Raw genomic sequence first — 19,027 nt, forward strand, 5'->3', positions numbered from 1 at the left:
GCCATATTACAAATTATCCTGCTGTGCCCAAATACGAGTAGGCATTCCCCAGATATAAATAAATCCTTCAGCAGCTTTATGATCGAATCGATCTTCGGAGCCATAAGTTGCCATTTCAGGATTATAAAGGGAATTATCAGAACGACGACCAACAACGATGGCATTCCCTTTAAAAAGTTTCATTCGCACGGTTCCAGAAACTCGTTCTTGTGTCTTTTGAATAAAGGCATCAAGAGCAGCTTTGAGGGGGCTAAACCATAAACCGTTGTAAATTAATTGGCTGTAAGTTTCTTCGATACCCCGTTTGTATTGAGTCACATCCGCCGTCAAAGTTAAACTTTCCAAATCGCGATGTGCTTGAATTAATGCCACCATCGCCGGAGATTCGTAGATTTCTCGCGATTTTATGCCCACCAGACGGTTTTCTATCATGTCAATACGTCCAACACCATGATTTCCTACCAAATGGTTGAGTTGGGCAATCATTTCAATTGGATTCTTTGATTCGCCATTCAAAGTTACTGGAATACCTCTAACAAAGCCGATTTCTACATACTCTGGTTCATCAGGAGTATTTGCGATCGCCTTTGTCATTTCGTAGATTTCTTCTGGTGGTTCGTAGGATGGATCTTCTAAAGCACCAGCTTCAATACTTCGACCGAGCAGATTTTTGTCAATACTGTAGGGGGAAGATTTTTTTACAGGCGAGGGAATACCAAAACGTTCCCCATAAGCAATAGTTTCTTCACGACTCATGCCCCACTCCCTTGCAGGTGCAAGTATTTTTAGATTGGGATTCATAGCCGCAACAGCTACATCGAAACGAACTTGGTCGTTACCTTTGCCAGTACAACCGTGTGCAATTGCATCGGCTTCGTACTTCTGGGCTGCTTCTACTAAAGCTTTGGCAATTAACGGACGTGCGAGAGCAGTTGCCAAAGGATAACGATTCTCGTAGATAGCGTTAGCTTGAATAGCTTTAAATGCATAATCTTTAATAAAGCTTTCTTGGACATTCACTACTAACGATTCACTTGCACCAGAATTGAGAGCTTTCTCACGGACTGGTTCTAATTCTTCACCTTGACCTAAATCTGCTGCGAGAGTAATTACTTCTTCTACTCCCCATTCTTCTTTGAGGTAAGGAATACAGACTGATGTATCTACTCCACCAGAATATGCTAAGACAACCTTTTTGGCGCGACCCATTGATTATTTCTCGATGCTGCAAAACGACGATGGTTTATTATCTAATTAATTTAGGTATATTCTCCTCAGTATTTATACTAGTTAAGTATTTTCTACGAGATGTATATATACCTAGTTGAGTATTGTTGTGACTAAAGTATTCAGAATAAATACAGGTGTAAACTAGTTGATAAATATGTATCACAAGTTCAAATCACTACTTTTTGTGTTTTTGCAAGCAGTTTATTCACAATCTTAAAAACCCTTGGCTGATTTTGTGAATAATTATTCCTCTAGCCAACTTTGCTGTAACGTATTATTTTGTATTCGGTTGATTTAAACTGTAATTTCAACTAATAAAATGAAAAACTTAGTTGTTTTCTGAAACCAGGTTTTTTTATTTTTAATACAGAGAAAATTTTGTGTAGATAGTAATTTTATAATAAGTTCCGTAATCAGAGTCAGCTAAGGAACAGCATGAGAGTTGTATCTGTCCTATTTTTAAGGAAATAGTGTTGGGGGTGAAACTGTGTTTTTTAGTGTTGTTATTCCGACTTACAATCGCAAACCGATTTTAGAAAAATGTCTTAAAGCTTTAGAGTTACAAAGTGTAAGTCATAACAATTTGGTCACAGATTACGAAATTGTTTTGGTGGATGACGGTTCTACAGATGGAACTTTAGAGTGGTTGGAAACACACAAAGATGAATTTCCCCACGTGCGAACCTTTGAACAAGAGCATATGGGACCTGCTGCGGCTCGGAATTTGGGGGTAGAAAAAGCGAAGGGCGATACAATTATTTTTATTGATAGCGATTTAGTTGTTACAGAAACTTTTCTTCAAGCTCATGCAGATGCCCTAACTGAAGGACAGAAGAAGTTAGGGAATGATAGGTTTTTTACCTATGGTGCGGTAATTAACACCGCTAACTTTGATAATCCTACTTCCGAGCCGTATAAATTGACCGATTATTCCGCCGCTTTTTTTGCTACAGGAAACGTTGCTATTCCCAAGCATTGGTTGGAGAAAGCCGGACTTTTCGATACAGGTTTTCAACTTTACGGTTGGGAAGATTTAGAATTAGGAGTGCGGCTAAAAAATTTGGGTTTACAGTTGATTAAATGTCCTAAAGCTGTGGGTTATCATTGGCACCCAGCTTTTGATTTAGACCAAATTCCTAATTTAATCGATAAAGAAATCCAACGAGGACGTATGGGAGTTTTGTTTTATCAAAAGCATCCTACTTGGGATGTGAGAATGATGATTCAAATGACTTGGTTGCATCGCTTACTTTGGGGTATTCTTTCGCTGAATGGTGCGTTAAATGAGCGGACAATGGCTCCATTCTTACGACGATTGATTAAATCTGGGAAACCACAATTAGCTTTAGAATTAGCTCGCATATTCTTAAATTGGTATAACGTTCAAGGTGTTTATGCTGCTTATATGGAAGCGAAAAAAGAGCAGAAATTTAGTTAGATTTGTAGTAAGGACTTTAGTCTTTACTACTAAACTTTAGTTCTTGTTGATTAATTACTTTTGATTGGAATTTCAATCAAGAATTCGGTACATTTTCCGTATTTAGTTCGATATTTCAGAGTTCCGTTATGCTTTTTGACTATAATTTGATAACTTATTGACAGTCCTAAGCCTTTACCTTTGCCTACTGGTTTACTTGTAAAAAAAGGGTCAAATATTTTGGGCTGAATCTTTTCCGTAATGCCGATTCCGTTATCTGCAATTCTGATTAAAATAGTATCTTCGGAAGAAATATCTGTATGAATACGAATTGTAGGTAATTGAAAAATTTCATTTTCTAAATTGTTTATCTCTTGTTTGCGATTAAATTTTTCTTCCAGAGCATCAATTGCATTAGATAATATATGTAGAAAAACTTGGTTTATTTGTGCTGCATAGCATTCTAAATTTGGTAGGTCGCCATATTCTTTAATAATTTTAATTTCATGATGCTCTAATGTTGCTTTGAGTCGATGTTGCAAAATTAATAACGTACTATCTATGCCTTCATGAATGTCAACAGGTTTTTTTTGCGCTTCATCTAATCGAGAAAAATTACGTAAAGACAAAACGATATTTTGAATGCGCTCGGCTCCTGTGTCCATTGAAGATAATATATTAGACAAATCTTGAGCTAAAAAATCAGTATCTAAGTCTTCAGCTTTACTTTTAATTTCAGCATGAGGTTGGGGATAGTGCTGTTGGTAAAGAGATAGCAAATCAAGCAAATCGCTAACATAAGTGTTTACGTAATCAAGATTTGCAGAAATAAAAGTAACCGGATTATTTATTTCGTGAGCAATTCCAGCAACCATCTCACCCAAACTCGACATTTTTTCACTTTGAATCAGCTGAACTTGAGTTTGTTTTAATTTACCCAAAGTGTAAGTTAACTGTTTATTTGTATCGCGTAAATTTTGTTCTACTTGTTTTCGATAAATTATATTTTGCTTTAATTTAGTTAAATTGATTTTTAGCTCTAATTGACTGATTACTTGACGGCTTAAAGCTTGTAAAGTTTGTAGTTGCTCGCGGCTTAGTTCTCTAGGTTTATTATCAATAGTACATAGTGTACCGATCGCAAATCCATCAGGCGTTACTAAAGGTGCGCCAGCATAAAATCTAATATTAGGTTCTGATGTTACAAATGGGTTATTAGCGAATCGCTCATCTTCTTGAGCGTTAGGTACTATAAACATCTTTTCTGGCTGAAGTATAGTGTAAGCGCAAAAAGCTAATTCCCTAGGGCTTTCCGTAACTTCTAAACCAAATTTTGATTTAAACCATTGCCGATTTTTATCTATCAAACTGATAAAAGAAATTGGAGTATTGCAAATATGTGCTGCTATTGCTGTCAAATCATCAAACCTTTGTTCAGCTTGAGTATCTAAGACTTCATATTTAATTAGAGCTTCGAGTCTATCGTCTTCGTTGTCAGGTAATGGTGGTAAATTCATAGAAAACTTCTGGGTCTGAAACAAGCAGGCTTCTAGCACGGTCTTTATAGTAAAATTTAAACACGGTAATTTCCTTAATGCAGAGAAACTAGCTCTTTTCCCAAGGCTTGTTAGTAGCCGAGTAGATAGCGAGTATCTGCAAAAAATCAGCTATGGGGTGAGGAAGTGAGTACACCTTCTAGTAAAATCGAACCCCGTACTAAGTTCCGCAAGCAACACCAGTAAGTACCTATATTATGAGTAGTGTTGGGAGGGAGACAAAGGCTCTTATCTAATAGTCGAGGAATTGTTACGGATGCCCAATCAAATATCTAAATTAATAAATTAACTGACGATAAATAACAATTAAAACTTGAGCTAAATTTTGTTTGTTATTGATAGCAAACAGCACAAACCGATTAATTCGGTTTTCCCCCTCAAACACGGCATTTTTATGTGGTAGATTAGAAAAGTTTTCTAATCTCGCACATCTAGGAATTCGGGTGTTTCCACCAAGGAAATGCAACTAGATGGAGGTTTAACCCGAATAGGAGAAAAATATGCCTGTTGTTTCATTAGCTCAAATGATGGAGTCAGGAGTTCACTTCGGACATCAAACCCGAAGATGGAACCCCAAAATGTCTCCTTACATTTACACTTCTCGTAATGGAGTACATATCATTGACTTGGTGCAAACCGCCCAGTTAATGGAAGATGCATATGCTTATATGCGAACTCAAGCAGAACAAGGTAAGAAATTTCTGTTTGTAGGTACCAAAAGACAAGCTGCGGGAATTATCGCTCAGGAATCAAGCCGTTGTGGTGCCCACTATATCAACCAGCGCTGGTTGGGTGGAATGCTCACCAACTGGACGACTATTAAAACACGGGTAGATCGTTTAAAAGACTTGGAGCGTCGTGAAGAAAGCGGTGCGCTAGATTTACTTCCGAAGAAAGAAGCTTCAATGCTGCGTCGGGAACTGTCAAAGTTGCAAAAATACCTCGGTGGGATTAAAACCATGCGTAAAATCCCTGACGTGGTTATTATTGTGGATCAGCGCCGGGAATACAATGCTGTTCAAGAATGTGAGAAGCTTGGATTGCCTATTGTGTCTATGTTAGATACTAATTGCGACCCAGATGTAGTAGATATTCCCATTCCAGCGAACGATGACGCTATCCGTTCTATTAAGCTGATAGTCGGTAAACTCGCTGACGCTATTTACGAAGGTTATCACGGTCAAGTAAGTAGCGATGACGACTACGAAGACTACGAAGGCGCTGAAGACGATTACGATTACGAAGACAGCAGCGAATTTAGCGAGTCTTCTGAAGAATTATCGGAAGGTGGCGAGCAGGAAGACGGAGAATCCACTGAAGGATAGAATTATTCGCTATTTTATTGATTCAGTAGCGATCGGAAACGCAGGAGATATGCTCAAAGGTGATGTTATGGTAATTATGTATCAATAAATATCGTTATCCGATTGAGGGCTTTGCCTAAGTATTGTAGTCTTAGGTAGTCTCCTGCTTCTCTACATCTTATTTGAGCTTACAAATACTTTAAGCCGAACAATAAAAATATTTTTGAGTATCCCACTGCTAAGTAATATAGAAATACTCAATATCCCATCTTCGATTAAAACTATCAATTAAGTAGAAATTGAGGCAACATGGCGGAAATATCTGCAAAACTAGTCCAAGAGTTACGTAAAAAAACCGGCGCTGGTATGATGGACTGCAAAAAAGCGCTGAAAGAAACCGAAGGCGACATTGAAAAAGGTATCGAATGGTTACGCCAAAAAGGCATTGCCGGTGCGACTAAAAAAAGCGATCGCATTGCTGCTGAAGGTTTAATTGATACCTATATCGAACCGAGCGCTCAGGTAGGCGTGTTAATAGAAGTTAACTGCCAAACTGACTTTGTTGCTCGTAATGATGCTTTCAAATCTTTAGTTCAAAATTTGGCGAAGCAAGCCACTACTGCAAAGAGCGTTGAAGCTTTATTAAGCCAACCCTACAGCGAAAATAAGGATAAAACAGTAGAGCAATCTATTACCGAGACAATCGCTCATTTAGGTGAAAACATCAAAGTACGTCGCTTTGAAAACTTTTCTGCCCCCGAAAAGAAAGGTGTTGTAGACAGCTACATTCACACCGGCGGTAGAGTTGGTGTATTAGTTGAGCTAAAATGCGCTTCAGAGAAGGCTGCTAGCAATGAAGAAGTCAAAACATTAGCAAGAAACGTTGCCATGCAGGTTGCTGCTTGTCCCAACGTTGAATATGTAAATGTAGATGAAATTCCTGCTGAAATTACTCAGAAAGAAAAAGAGATCGAAATGGGACGCGATGACTTAGCGAAAAAGCCTGACAATATTAAAGAAAAAATTGTTCAAGGAAGAATCGATAAGCGTCTCAAAGAAATGACTTTGTTAGACCAACCTTATATTAGAGATCAAAGCACATCTATTGGGGAATTGGTAAAACAAACAGGAAGTAAAGTTGGTGAAGAAATTTCTATTAGCCGCTTTACTCGTTACATTCTTGGCGAAGGTATTGATAAGAAAGAAGAAGACTTTGCCTCAGAAGTCGCCGCACAAATGGGTAATAATTAATTCAGCTTGCGGAATAGTTTTTTATATGCAGGTCAAACTTTTTAAGATTGACCTGTTTTTCATTAAATTGACTGGATAGTGTAATTTTAGTCGAGTCAACGGCATAAATTACATAATTAAAATCTTGCTGATTCCCTATGAATATTTACAACTGTTCTAAGTTTATCTTCATTAAATATATCTAAGCTTGGCTTACAATAGTTAATTTATTAATTAATCGTCTTTCATCGCATTATCGATAATTTTTAAATGAGTTATTTAATGAATTAAGTAACAGGAGGCGTAATCTTTTTTGAGATATATCAAAAGTACGTTATAACTTACTGCTATATTTACATAGTCATCTTTAGACGACTTCAACTTTGAAGCTGAAATTTTAATTCAAAGAGGTTGTTAACATTGGTGCAAGATATTAAATGAATAGTACTAGGACACAACACCTCAAAAAAATATGAAAATACCACTAGCAATAGCTCTAAAATTTCAAATTAGGTAGATAAATCGCCTCTACTATGAATTAACTTCGCAGACGCAAAGCGATTAGATGGGGAAAATTGCGTACTTCTGTACCACTACTAATATAAAATGGAAAAGAAGAGAATATGGCAAGACCAATCGAGCGAATAGAAAAGGATATTGTCGAGCTAGAAAAAGCAATAAAAGACATAGGACAACAACTCCACAGCGCTTATGAAAGCTACTTAGAAGTTTTGGGACAAGCTTTACGCCAGCAATTGATTTTGGCTAGTTATCATCTGTGTACCCAAGGATACCCAGATAGTTTTCTGAGTTTGTCTTTAAGTCAACGACAGAAATTACAGAAAGCTATGCGTAAGTTGGCAAAATCCGCAGCCCAAGATATGCAAACTTTAATTGAGATTGATGATGAAGAGGAGTCAGAAGAAGTTGAAAGTCAATTAGAAACAAGTGATTCAAGTGATTTTGATTTAGAAGAAATTGAACAAGAAGAAAGTATTGAGGATTTAGTTGAAGAAAAACTAGACTTTGAAGACGATGAACTAGAAGAAATTACTCAAGGATTAGAAATTGAAGATAAAGATTTAGAAGAAATTGTAGAAAAGTTAGGAATGGAAGACACAGAATCAGAGCCAAAAGCTTTTGATGAGAATATTTCTCCTAGTTCGCTCCCTTTAGATGCCAAAATAGCTTTTTTATCTGCTAAAAAAGGTCAGCCTCCTGTATTTTCATTAGAACCAGAACCGGGCAAAGATTGGAAAAACTGGTTTAACCCCAATACCTCTAATCCTATGGAATTAGCAGCTTGGCAAAAAAACTTAGAAAGAGCTATTAGTTATATACTAAAAACTCTATCTCGTGATGGCAATCGCCTGCTACAAAAAGCTAGTATTTTACCAAAAAAACTGCCAGAACAGGTTTTAGAAGCTGCTGCTGCTTCTGCGGAAGGTTCTTCAGATGTAATGCCTGGGCCTCCTAATATATTAAGTTTAGTAGTAGGGATTAACAGTGATGAGCAACAAGAGCCAGAAAACTTAACAAAAGTAATGGCTTTAAACCTGCGGCTGGTTGAAATAGAATTTGCTGACATTAAACTTTCATCCGAACGCAAGCAGATTCGCAATATTTTGAATCAATTAGGCAAATTAGGAAGAGAATATCAAAAAAAACAGCGAGAACGTTCTATTGCTGCTGCTGAAGCGGCTTGGCGTGCTAGCTGGTATGAAGACTGAAACAGTTATCAGCGAACAGTTAGCAGTTGGGAGTTAGGAGTTATGAGTTGATGAGTTATTTAATGATTTATGTCTAACAACTAAAAACTAATAACTAACAACTAACAACTAATTACAAATGACTAATGACGATAAACCAGATTGGATAAGATTGCAAAAAGCTCTGACGGTAGAAACGGAACGGGGTTTTGTTAATTTGAAGGGTAGGGAATATCTATTTAATGAATTTCTTACTTTAACTTTCGGTAAATTTCCTATTGGCTTGCCCCCAACCGAACGTCGCCGCTGGCAGGAATTCGCAGTCAAATTTGCTAACTATCCGAATTTAACAACTGAGGATAGGCAGCATTTGGTGGCTGAAACTCGCCGGTATCTTTATGCTTTGCAGCAAGGGAAACGGGGAAGCAATCAAGCAAATAGCAATTATGCTTTGCCAAATTCTTCAAGTACAAACTCAAGTTCAAAGGTTAAAGTCCAAACTCCTAAAACTAAGATTGTTGCTGAAGTCAGTCGGCGACTTGCACCAGAATTAGACAAAAAACTCAGCGACTTACCGGAAATTGGGTTTAAAAGAGCCAGTAAACTATATCGTCTGGGCTTATCTACGGTGCGCGATTTACTGTATTACTTTCCCCGCGATCATATTGACTATGCAAATCAAGTATGCATCGCCCAGCTGCAAGCTGGTGAAACAGTGACTCTGGTGGCAACAGTGAAGCGTTGTAACTGTTTTTCTAGCCCTAAAAACAAGAAATTAACAATTTTAGAAATTCAATTAAAAGATAATTCTGGTCTTTTAAAAATTAGTCGTTTTTACGCTGGCAATCGTTATAGCAGTCGCGGTTGGCAAGAAAGTATAAAACGTCGCTATGTTGCTGGTAGTACTGTAGCTGCTTGCGGTTTAGTCAAAGAAAGCAAATACGGTTTAACTCTTGATAATCCAGAACTAGAAGTTTTAGCGAATCCGGAAGATGAAATTGAATCGCTGACTGTGGGCAGAGTGGTGCCGGTTTATTCTTTAACTGAAGGGGTTGTCGCGAGTACGGTGAGACAAGCAGTAGTTGCTGCTTTACCTGCAACCGCTCATTTAAAGGAACCTTTACCAAAGGGTTTGCGGACAAAATATCAGTTGATGGAGTTAAAAGACGCAATTAATAATATTCATTTTCCGCCCGATAGCGATAGTTTGCGAGCAGCACGCCGTCGTTTGGTATTTGATGAGTTTTTCTACTTGCAACTCGGTTTACTGCAACGCCAGCAAAAAGCCCGTAAAGCTCAAACTAGTGCGATTCTTGCGCCACAAGGTGAGTTATTGCAGCAGTTCCATGAGATATTGCCGTTTAATTTAACGGGGGCGCAGGAACGAGTTGTTCAAGATATTCTCAACGATTTACAAAAGCCCGCACCAATGAATCGTTTGGTACAGGGAGATGTGGGTTCTGGTAAAACGGTTGTGGCGGTGATTGCGATTATTGCCGCGATTCAATCGGGGTATCAAGCGGCTTTGATGGCTCCTACGGAGGTTTTAGCCGAACAACATTATCGTAAGCTGGTTAGCTGGTTTAACCTGTTGCATTTACCAGTAGATTTACTTACAGGATCTACTAAAACGGCAAAAAGACGACAAATTCACGCTCAGTTAGAAACGGGAGAATTACCGCTTTTAGTTGGCACCCATGCCTTAATTCAAGACCCCGTAAACTTCCAAAAACTGGGTTTGGTAGTAATTGACGAACAACATCGCTTTGGGGTGGAGCAAAGAGCGCGATTGCAGCAAAAAGGCGAACAGCCTCACGTTTTAACAATGACTGCAACTCCGATTCCGCGAACTTTGGCGCTAACTATTCATGGCGATTTAGATGTCAGTCAGATTGATGAACTACCACCGGGAAGACAAAAGATAAAAACTACAGCTTTAAGAGCAAGCGAAAGAACTCAAGCTTATGATTTGATGCGGCGCGAGATTGCTCAAGGAAGACAGGTTTACGTGGTATTGCCTCTGGTAGAAGAATCGGAAAAGTTGGACGTGCGCTCCGCCGTAGAAGAGCATAAAAAATTACAGGAAGCAATATTTCCCGAGTTTCAGGTAGGATTGCTCCACGGACGCATGAGTTCTGCCGATAAAGATCAAGCAATTAGTAAATTCCGCGATCGCGAAACACAAATATTAGTTTCTACCACCGTAGTCGAAGTTGGCGTAGATGTTCCGAATGCAACTGTCATGCTAATTGAAAACGCGGAAAGATTCGGGTTATCGCAATTGCATCAATTACGAGGGCGTGTTGGTAGAGGTGCCGCGCAATCCTTTTGTCTTTTAGTTAGCGGTTCTCGCAGTGCTGATGCTCAACAAAGACTGAAAGTATTAGAACAGTCACAAGACGGGTTTTTTATATCAGAAATGGATATGCGTTTTAGGGGGCCAGGTCAAGTTTTAGGAACTCGACAATCCGGTATTCCAGATTTTACTTTAGCAAGTTTAGTTGAAGACGAAGAAGTATTAATTTTAGCCCGTCAAGCTGCGGAAAAAGTAATAGAATTAGACGCTAGTTTGGAACGTTGGAAATTGATGCGAGACGAATTGAAATACCGTTATGAAAGGTTAATGGGTGGAACGATTTTGACTTAGCTGTAGACTGTAAATTCTAAATTCTAGATTGTGTATTCTGAATACAGAAGATTAAAAACATTACTAAACGCAGAAGATACAAAGAAAAAAGAAGAAAAAGATAAAATTAAATAATTTCTATATAAACGTAAACTATATAATAGTGCGTTTTCCGTATGCTTTCAGACAATAAGAAGGCGATTTAGTTTCAGAAATCACCCCTTAAATGAAATTATTTTTTTCAAACCTTAACTAAATTCCATAGTTTCGACAAAATCTAAAATCATTTGCTTGAGTGCAACAGCTTCTTGCTTCATAAAATTAGAAGTTCTGCCATCTAAAAATGTTCGCTGACTGCTTACTATATAAAGAAAGTCGCCATTAATAAACGCGATTAATCCTCGATAAGCATCTAATTTGGTTGCAGTACCATTGTTTCCTGTTTTGTAAGTTCTTGAACCATCAGGCATATAAAGCAGTACAAAGTAAGCGCCTTCTAGGGTTTGAGTCATATACTCGTTATATTCAACCTGTGCTTCTGGCAAATTCGCGACTATTTCTTCAGGAACATATTTATTTACCAGAGTCGATTTCAGATATTCCTCTTGCCCAATGATTTCCATTTCTTCCATTTGTTTAGAAGGCAAGGAATAATAATCTATTCTGAGAAAACTACCTTCATCATCAGAAAAACTAACTGTACCTTCTTGACTTTGAACTTTACCGCCTTGATGGGGCTTTACTGGAATCGGAACTGTAAAGTTACCTATTGGAGATTCATATGACTCTATAGTAAAGCCCATATCATGTATAGTTTCATCTTCCGAATCAAGTAATTCTTCTAATTCAGCTTCCTCGAAGGCAGCAATTACATCTTCGATAATTTCTTCTGCTTCTTCATTTTCAATATCTAAAGCTTCCTGTAAGCTTTTTAGCAGAGGCATTTTTGTTCTGGGGATATGCATTTCTTCTTCATCTACAATTACACTAACCCCAGCAGCAAAAGCATCTTCTAAAAATTCATCTTCAAGTTTGTCATTCGCAGCATTAAACAGCGCTCCTATTTCATTCTGTTCGGCTATATTTAGAAGCTTATCAAGCATTTCTAATAAATCTTCATCCGAATATTCTTCAAAAATCTCGAATCCCCAAAGTATATCGACTAAAAATTCTATATCTACCTCTTCTAAAGACGAATCGGCAGCAGTAGTTATTAGTGCGACTGTAGCCACTGCTTCTTCTCGAGTCAATGGCTGTTTTAATATGTTTTCTGATTTAAAATATTTATCGTATTTGTCCATAACTAGTACCTCCAGGCATGGTATTTCAGTGCAGAAAAATTAGCAGTGGCTCGCTGTATTCACAATATTATGTTAAATAGGTTGATAAATAATTTTTACTTCGGCATTAACAGTAAACTGCATCGCGATAGTGAAATATATATCATTTAGATATTACTAGAATAGAGTTACTTTTTTTTACCTTTTCTAAAAATCATCAGAATTAATATAAAAGCCTTGAGAGCAATTTAGATATTTATACTGCAAGCTTTTACCTGCTTAATTCAAATATTTTTGAATTTCATTTATGCTTCAGAGCTATTTATTGATATAATTTTCTGTTTTTGTTTTTTGACTTCTCATACCTGTTATTATTTTCGTTTTAAGTATTGTCTATTTAGTTTGTATACAATACGGCGGCAGGATACCCACGCTACAATATTTTAATTTTTCCTTTTATACAATTTAGCCGCACATCAAATGACTCATGACTAATAACAACTCGTAATTAGCCATGAATCATTTTTTGCTTGATTAATCTGCTTGTTCTAGATACTGATTAATATCTTCTATCACACGAGTTAGTTCAGCTTCTGTTGTCAAACGAATTGTGTCGGAGCGCACGGTAAGTAAAACCTTAGCAGCGAAAGGAGTAGGCCAAATATTAGGATTACAAAAAAGCTCTAAAAAAACTTCTCCTGTATAACGGTATTCCATTGAAGACTGAGGGTTTGCTCTTCCTCCACCGCTAGCATTTTTGGTTGCAACTACTTTGAGTTTTTGCATTAATTCATCTATTGCTGCCTTTAATTCTCTTGCTGCTCCTGGTGAAAAGCTAAAAGAAACGGAACCTTCAACCAAATTAAGTGTCAAATGATTTGCAGACATAGGTTATCTGTTTATTAAGATATATAGCTTTTCTATTTTCCCTCCATTTGGGGCATCGCTATGCAGGAATATTGATTTGAAAGGTTAAGCTATTTTACGATCTCAATAAAAATAATAATTCTCAATTGATTTGCAACTTAAACGGTTTAAACTATTCCTTTTCAAACTGCACAGCCAATGTAACTGTTTACACTTATATTTTTTTAATAATTCTACAAGCTGTTACGTATTGAATCTGTATTCAAAACGCAGTTAGGATGCTTATACTACGATAAGTAAATATTTTAATATAATTACCGCTGCGTATAGCGGTTTTAACTCGGATAGAATACAAATGCAACTCCACTCTTCATCTGTTCAAAGTACCAAAGATGTTAGTAAGGGAGATCCAAGAAATAAAATGTCCCACCGTTTTACAAATATTCCGGTCAAAACCTAGATATACTGGGGTGTCGCCTTTCAGGCGACACCGACGGTGGGACATTTTATTATCTATAAGTGCCTAATACTGAGGAATTGTTACCGTCCAGTTTATTGCACTAAATTGAAAAGAGGTTCTAATCTTAAAGGTTTTTAGCTTTTTTATTCAAAATAGATATCAAAAAGCTAGCTAAATTTTGTTATTTAAACGATATATTTTCTTTAGAAACTAACAGTCCGAGACACCTAGTCGCTGTTAAAAGTTTTACATTATAAAAGGAGATGCTCGATATAAACAATACTAAATAGCTATGGATAATCGCGCAGCAGTTAAAAGAGTTTTAATAATTACTCTGCTGCTAAATGTATTTGTAATGGTTTTAAAAGTATCAGTAGGAGTCGTTACGGGTTCCTTGAGTTTAATCGCTGATGCTTTACATAGCGTTACGGATAGCGCAAACAATGTTTTAGGATTAATTACCAATCGATGTTCTTCTCCCTTACCCGATAGGCAACACCCCTACGGACACCAAAAATTTGAAGCTGTAGGTGCTTTAGGTATTGCTGGATTTTTAGCCATTGCTTGTTTTGAAATTCTTCAAAGTGCGATTGAAAGAATTATTCAAGGAGGTAAGCCCGTTACGATTTCAGTGCCACAGCTATGGTTATTGCTGTTAGTTTTAGGAGTAAATATTTTTGTCGCTTTTTACGAAAGACGTGTAGGTAAAAGAGTTGACAGCCCAATTTTAATTGCCGATGCCCATCATACTATGAGCGATATTTGGGTCACAATTTCTGTAATCCTCGGTTTAATTGCTGTTCGCCTAGGTTATCAATGGTTAGATTTAGTTCTAGCTTTTCCTGTTGCTTTGATGGTGTTTTTTAGTGGATGGACTGTAATTAAAGAAAACTTACCTTGGCTTGTAGATGAAATGGCGATCGCACCAGAAACTATCAACGACATTGCTTTAAAAGTTCCTGGAGTAATTAACTGCCATGACATTGCTTCTCGTGGTGTAATCGGTCGTCAAGTGTTTATTGAAATGCATTTAATTGTTGCAGCTCGGGATGTCAAAACTGCACATCAGATTACTGAAGAAGTTGAATCTTGTTTAGAAGAAAAGTTTAATCCAGTCAGAATTCTAATTCACGTAGAACCGCCTAATTATAAATCAAATCAGATTAGCTTTTAGGTATTGATGAATTGGAATTAATTGAATTTTACTTGGCTATATGAGTTAAGTGGAAAGGGCAACATTAAAATACTTGAGAGATGGGGAGATAAACTTAAAAGAAGACAATCTTTAGGAAGAAACTTAAAGGATTAATTTCTAACTCTTCATCCCTAACTTTTAATTTCTAACTCCCCATAACCTATTTTCTATTTTCTATTCCCATTCAATTGTTCCGGGGGGCTTAGATGTAATATCAAAGACTACCCTGTTAACACCTTTTACCTCATTGACAATCCGATTTGAAATGACTTCGAGTATGTCATAGGGTACTCTTGCCCAGTCTGCTGTCATTCCATCTTCGCTGGTAACTATGCGTAATACTATCGGATAAGCGTATGTGCGTTGGTCGCCCATAACACCAACACTACGAATGGGTAGCAATACTGCAAAAGCCTGCCAATATTCACTATAGAGGTTATTACGATTAATCTCCTGACGCACGATTAAGTCAGCATCTCGTAAAATGTTCAGCCTTTGTGCGGTTACTTCTCCAATAATACGAATTGCTAGACCTGGCCCAGGGAAAGGTTGCCGCTGCACAATTTCTTGAGGTAAACCAACGCAACGTCCAACTTTGCGAACTTCGTCTTTAAAAAGTTTTCGCAGGGGTTCAACCAACTTGAAACGTAAGTCTTTGGGCAAACCACCAACGTTGTGATGGCTTTTGATTTTGACTGCTACTCGTTCTCCTGTTTTTTGATCGACATTAGTATCTGCCGATTCAATCACGTCGGGATACAAGGTTCCTTGGGCTAGATAATCAAAGGGACCAAGTTCTTTCGATGTCTCCTCAAATACCCTGATAAACTCATGCCCAATGATGCGCCGTTTTTCTTCAGGATCGGTGACTCCAGCCAAGGCTCCAATAAAGCGTTCGCGAGCATTTACATATTCAACCGGAATATGAAACTGTTCCGAAAATAACTTGACTAAGCGTTCCGGCTCCAGTTTCCGCATGAAGCCTTGATCGATAAAGACGCAAGTTAACTGTTCTCCGATTGCTTTATGCAATAGAAATGCCAGAGTTGAAGAATCAACCCCTCCACTAAGAGCTAACAGTACTCTCTTGCTGCCTACTTTAGCGCGAATTTCACGAATAGATTCTTCTACAAAGGCATCGGTTGTCCAAGTCGGTTCGCTCTTACAGATTTCGTATACAAAATTACGAATTAGCGATAATCCACCAACTGAATGTACTACTTCTGGATGAAACTGTACCCCGTAGAGTTTCTTGTTGGGATTAGCGATCGCAGCACAAGGAGTATTAGCGGTATGAGCTAATAGCTCAAATCCAGCAGGCATTTTAAGTACGGAATCCCCATGACTCATCCACATGGTAGTACCGTCTTCGACATTGGCAAGCAAATTAATGGGCTCGTCTATATGTAGAGCAGCCTTTCCATACTCTCCTCGTTCAGACTTTTGCACTTCTCCACCGAGTTGCTGCACCATTAGCTGCATACCATAACAAACTCCCAAAATCGGAATCCCCAGATTCCATATTTCGGGGTCGCAGGAAGGAGCTTTAGCATCATAAACCGAACTCGGTCCACCCGAAAGAATTATTCCTTGGGGATTAAGCTCGCGGAGTTGTTCGGCTGTGGTGCGATAGGAAAGAACTTCTGAATAGACTTGAGTCTCTCTGATTCTACGAGCAATCAGTTCGGAATACTGAGAACCAAAATCGAGAATCGCAATCATTTGACGGTTTAGTTGTCTTTCTAATTCTACTTTCTGAGCTTGAGAAGCTTCTTGTTTCAGTAGAGTCACCGCTGTTTTCATAATGGGGGAAAGTGTGAGAGTAAGGATTTACGATGCTAGTTACTGCGTTTGGCTACATACCACAACGATTAACTATATCCAGCAAGATTCTTTAATAACTTTCACTTCAAGTGCAACTTCTATACATGCACCTGCTGGGCTTCTTATATTTGTTAATGGTATTAAGATTAAAAAGTTACCTTAAACTGGTTCCAAAAATATATATTTATCTATTTGAATTTCTTATGTTTATTTTTATAAACTTACCACAACTTGGTCAATATGCCTAAAAGTGAATTTATTTTCCTACAAATGCTCCAGATTTTCAACTGTCATAATGCTGTGATAATGCTATGACTGACCAGCATTCGACAGGAACCTATCGAAAACCAGGTATAAATCATTAAAAAATTGCTTATATCTTTCTTAAGGCATTTGACACAATATATCAAGCTGGAAGAGGAATATTATCTGAATCTTAAATATAAATATAATATATAACTGTATATTTTATATTTCCGGAGAATATTTTATTTATTTTACACTTTAACTTCTGCTAGTAAGGTTTGTATCGCTTCTACAGAAAGTCCTTGCTCAATGTATTGGGGTGATTCAGGTACGAATGGAGCTTTTAAACGGTCAACACTAATTATTGTGGCTTCTTGCGGTATGACGGGAATATCTGGATCGAAAGCAGTCGGACGCATCAAAGAACTGGAAAATCCTCTAAAAATTGCGACTTCATCTTGTTCGCCATTAATCTCTACCTTCACTAACAAGACTTCTTGAGGACGTTTGACGGTATATTGCTCCAATCGTTGATTAATTGAATTGGTCATTAGAATTGGGAATTGGGAATTGGGTATCGGGCATTGAAAGCTTGGAGTGAGGAGTAAGTAGCAAGTAGCAAGTAATATTGCCTGCTATCTTGTTTGAGAACTGTTGATGAATAAAGGCTACTTAAGACTGCTACTCGCTACTCTCAGATATCTCCCCATTCCTTACTGGGGTGCGGCTGTACGTCCTTGTTTGCCAAGTTTAACGATAACAAAGTAAGCCAAACACAGAACGTAGAAAATCAAACCGATAATACCTAAAAATCCTAAGAAGCCAGTATTGGTATTGGGATGAAAATAGTCTTTAAATAACAATGGAGCTTCTAACCAAACTTTGCAGTCAGAACTCTTGAGAGCTGTTTCGGAAAAAGCACAACCTAAGAAAGGAACGGTTGCTAATGCGCCCAAAAGACAGTAAATGCTTGTAGCCCAACGCCAAGAGGTAAAAATAAATTTCAAAGGTCCGTCAGAACCATATTCAATTTCATCGTTCAAGTCTATCCAGAACCATAATGAAATTGGGATTAAAATACGCGCCATTAAAGAAGAAATGAAACTGACTCCAAAGCCCCCAATCATTAGATAAACAGTGATTACTAATAAACTTGAGACTCGCCAGTAGATGGTTAACAGACGTTGGATTCCTTCAGCTTTTTGAACAAATGCCCAAATCAGTAAAACCAATGGAAGTAAAACCGTAAATAAAACCGCCAAACGATAGTCCATCCAAACTAACGAGCGAAACCAAACATCATTCATAGTTTTTCCTACATATAATCAAAGACTTTAACTAAGAAAGTCCGCATTTTAAAGTAAAGTGTCTAAAATAAATATTTATATCAGAATATTTAAATAAATATAAACTCAAGCTTTAAGCTAATAAAAAAGTCTGTGACTCAAACCTTTTAACTTATAAATAAATATCTCCCAGATTCGGGGGAGCATTAGAACTCCCTCGAAAAACTTAAACTTGCTTAAGTCTTATCTGGTAGAAAATACCACGCTTGCGACCTCATGAGAGATTTATATGGCAAGATAAACCTATAATTTGAATCAGATTTTAAACTTTTGTGAGTTTAAAACGATTATCTCAAACACGAGGAATAAATTAAAGTATAAATTTATTGCTTGCGTGGAAAAGCAGAGATATTAATAACGAACTTGATTTCTAGTCGTCGTAAACTCTACACTCGTCAGCTTCGGGATTTTCATCACAATACTTTTCTAAAGAATTTTTGGGCTTTGATTGCCGTTGGTGAGAAGCTTCAGCTTGTAATTCTTCCACTGCATCCCAAGCAGCAGCACACTCAGCGGAGTTGCTACCTGAAGTGTCGCAAACGGTGCGAGCTTCTTGTAGTTCTTCTTGGATTTTGTCTTTGATGTCGCTCATAGTTTTTGTTGTGTTAATTGTTCTTAATACAAGTATAGAAAAAGTTCGGCGAAGACTGTTTGACAGTTTTAACTATTCTAACCACTCATCACGCTTCTTAATGGCGATGTGGTAGAGCAGCACTATCAAGATACAGCAAATATTC

General features: G+C 37.6%; 14 protein-coding genes. 6 read left to right on the top strand and 8 right to left on the bottom strand.

Features of this window, described 5'->3' with window-relative positions; translation table 11 throughout:
• Nucleotides 1–6: 6 nt before the first annotated feature.
• On the bottom strand, nt 7–1,209 hold the full coding sequence (locus RIV7116_RS20350; protein ID WP_015120196.1) for an argininosuccinate synthase: 1,203 nt from the start codon (nt 1,207–1,209) through the stop codon (nt 7–9).
• Nucleotides 1,210–1,717: 508 nt separating this feature from the next.
• On the opposite strand from RIV7116_RS20350, the gene RIV7116_RS20355 reads away from it, so the two are divergent.
• Nucleotides 1,718–2,668 (top strand): glycosyltransferase family 2 protein, encoded by a 951-nt coding sequence (locus RIV7116_RS20355; RefSeq protein ID WP_015120197.1) that lies wholly within the window; start codon nt 1,718–1,720, stop codon nt 2,666–2,668.
• Between the two features lie 50 nt (nt 2,669–2,718).
• Here the strand turns inward: RIV7116_RS20355 and RIV7116_RS20360 are convergent, their stop codons facing one another.
• On the bottom strand, nt 2,719–4,164 hold the full coding sequence (locus tag RIV7116_RS20360) for a sensor histidine kinase (protein WP_015120198.1): 1,446 nt from the start codon (nt 4,162–4,164) through the stop codon (nt 2,719–2,721).
• Between the two features lie 539 nt (nt 4,165–4,703).
• Here RIV7116_RS20360 and rpsB point away from each other — a divergent pair.
• The 4 genes from rpsB to recG all read left to right on the top strand — a co-directional run bounded on the left by rpsB (nt 4,704) and on the right by recG (nt 11,093).
• The gene (gene rpsB, locus RIV7116_RS20365; RefSeq protein WP_015120199.1) at nt 4,704–5,528 is read left to right on the top strand and encodes a 30S ribosomal protein S2; all 825 of its coding nucleotides are present in this window, start codon (nt 4,704–4,706) and stop codon (nt 5,526–5,528) included.
• Between the two features lie 288 nt (nt 5,529–5,816).
• Entirely contained in the window at nt 5,817–6,758 is a 942-nt protein-coding gene (gene tsf, locus RIV7116_RS20370; protein ID WP_015120200.1) for a translation elongation factor Ts, read from the top strand.
• A gap of 602 nt (nt 6,759–7,360) precedes the next feature.
• The gene (locus tag RIV7116_RS20375) at nt 7,361–8,467 is read left to right on the top strand and encodes a hypothetical protein (RefSeq protein ID WP_015120201.1); all 1,107 of its coding nucleotides are present in this window, start codon (nt 7,361–7,363) and stop codon (nt 8,465–8,467) included.
• 118 nt (nt 8,468–8,585) lie between these two features.
• The gene (gene recG, locus RIV7116_RS20380; RefSeq protein ID WP_015120202.1) at nt 8,586–11,093 is read left to right on the top strand and encodes an ATP-dependent DNA helicase RecG; all 2,508 of its coding nucleotides are present in this window, start codon (nt 8,586–8,588) and stop codon (nt 11,091–11,093) included.
• 227 nt (nt 11,094–11,320) lie between these two features.
• On the opposite strand, the gene RIV7116_RS20385 is transcribed toward recG, so the two are convergent.
• Nucleotides 11,321–12,373, bottom strand: a complete 1,053-nt coding sequence (locus tag RIV7116_RS20385) for a tellurite resistance TerB family protein (RefSeq protein ID WP_015120203.1) — start codon at nt 12,371–12,373, stop codon at nt 11,321–11,323.
• 513 nt (nt 12,374–12,886) lie between these two features.
• A complete protein-coding gene (locus RIV7116_RS20390; RefSeq protein ID WP_015120204.1) occupies nt 12,887–13,240 on the bottom strand; it encodes a hypothetical protein in 354 nt (117 codons plus the stop codon).
• Between the two features lie 725 nt (nt 13,241–13,965).
• On the opposite strand from RIV7116_RS20390, the gene RIV7116_RS20395 reads away from it, so the two are divergent.
• On the top strand, nt 13,966–14,853 hold the full coding sequence (locus RIV7116_RS20395; RefSeq protein ID WP_044291073.1) for a cation diffusion facilitator family transporter: 888 nt from the start codon (nt 13,966–13,968) through the stop codon (nt 14,851–14,853).
• 195 nt (nt 14,854–15,048) lie between these two features.
• Here the strand turns inward: RIV7116_RS20395 and guaA are convergent, their stop codons facing one another.
• The 4 genes from guaA to RIV7116_RS20420 all read right to left on the bottom strand — a co-directional run bounded on the left by guaA (nt 15,049) and on the right by RIV7116_RS20420 (nt 18,882).
• Nucleotides 15,049–16,677, bottom strand: coding sequence for a glutamine-hydrolyzing GMP synthase (gene guaA, locus RIV7116_RS20400; RefSeq protein ID WP_015120206.1), 1,629 nt, complete (start codon nt 16,675–16,677; stop codon nt 15,049–15,051).
• Nucleotides 16,678–17,195: 518 nt separating this feature from the next.
• Nucleotides 17,196–17,495 carry a hypothetical protein gene (locus tag RIV7116_RS20410; RefSeq protein WP_015120208.1) on the bottom strand — a complete coding sequence of 100 codons (300 nt, stop codon included), beginning with the start codon at nt 17,493–17,495 and terminating at the stop codon, nt 17,196–17,198.
• A 162-nt stretch (nt 17,496–17,657) separates the two neighbouring features.
• Nucleotides 17,658–18,251: a DUF3177 family protein gene (locus tag RIV7116_RS20415; protein WP_015120209.1), complete on the bottom strand. Its 594-nt coding sequence runs from the start codon at nt 18,249–18,251 to the stop codon at nt 17,658–17,660.
• A 409-nt stretch (nt 18,252–18,660) separates the two neighbouring features.
• Nucleotides 18,661–18,882: a Calvin cycle protein CP12 gene (locus tag RIV7116_RS20420; RefSeq protein WP_015120210.1), complete on the bottom strand. Its 222-nt coding sequence runs from the start codon at nt 18,880–18,882 to the stop codon at nt 18,661–18,663.
• Nucleotides 18,883–19,027 lie beyond the last annotated feature (145 nt).

This window comes from Rivularia sp. PCC 7116, assembly GCF_000316665.1.
Taxonomy (GTDB): Bacteria; Cyanobacteriota; Cyanobacteriia; order Cyanobacteriales; family Nostocaceae; genus Rivularia.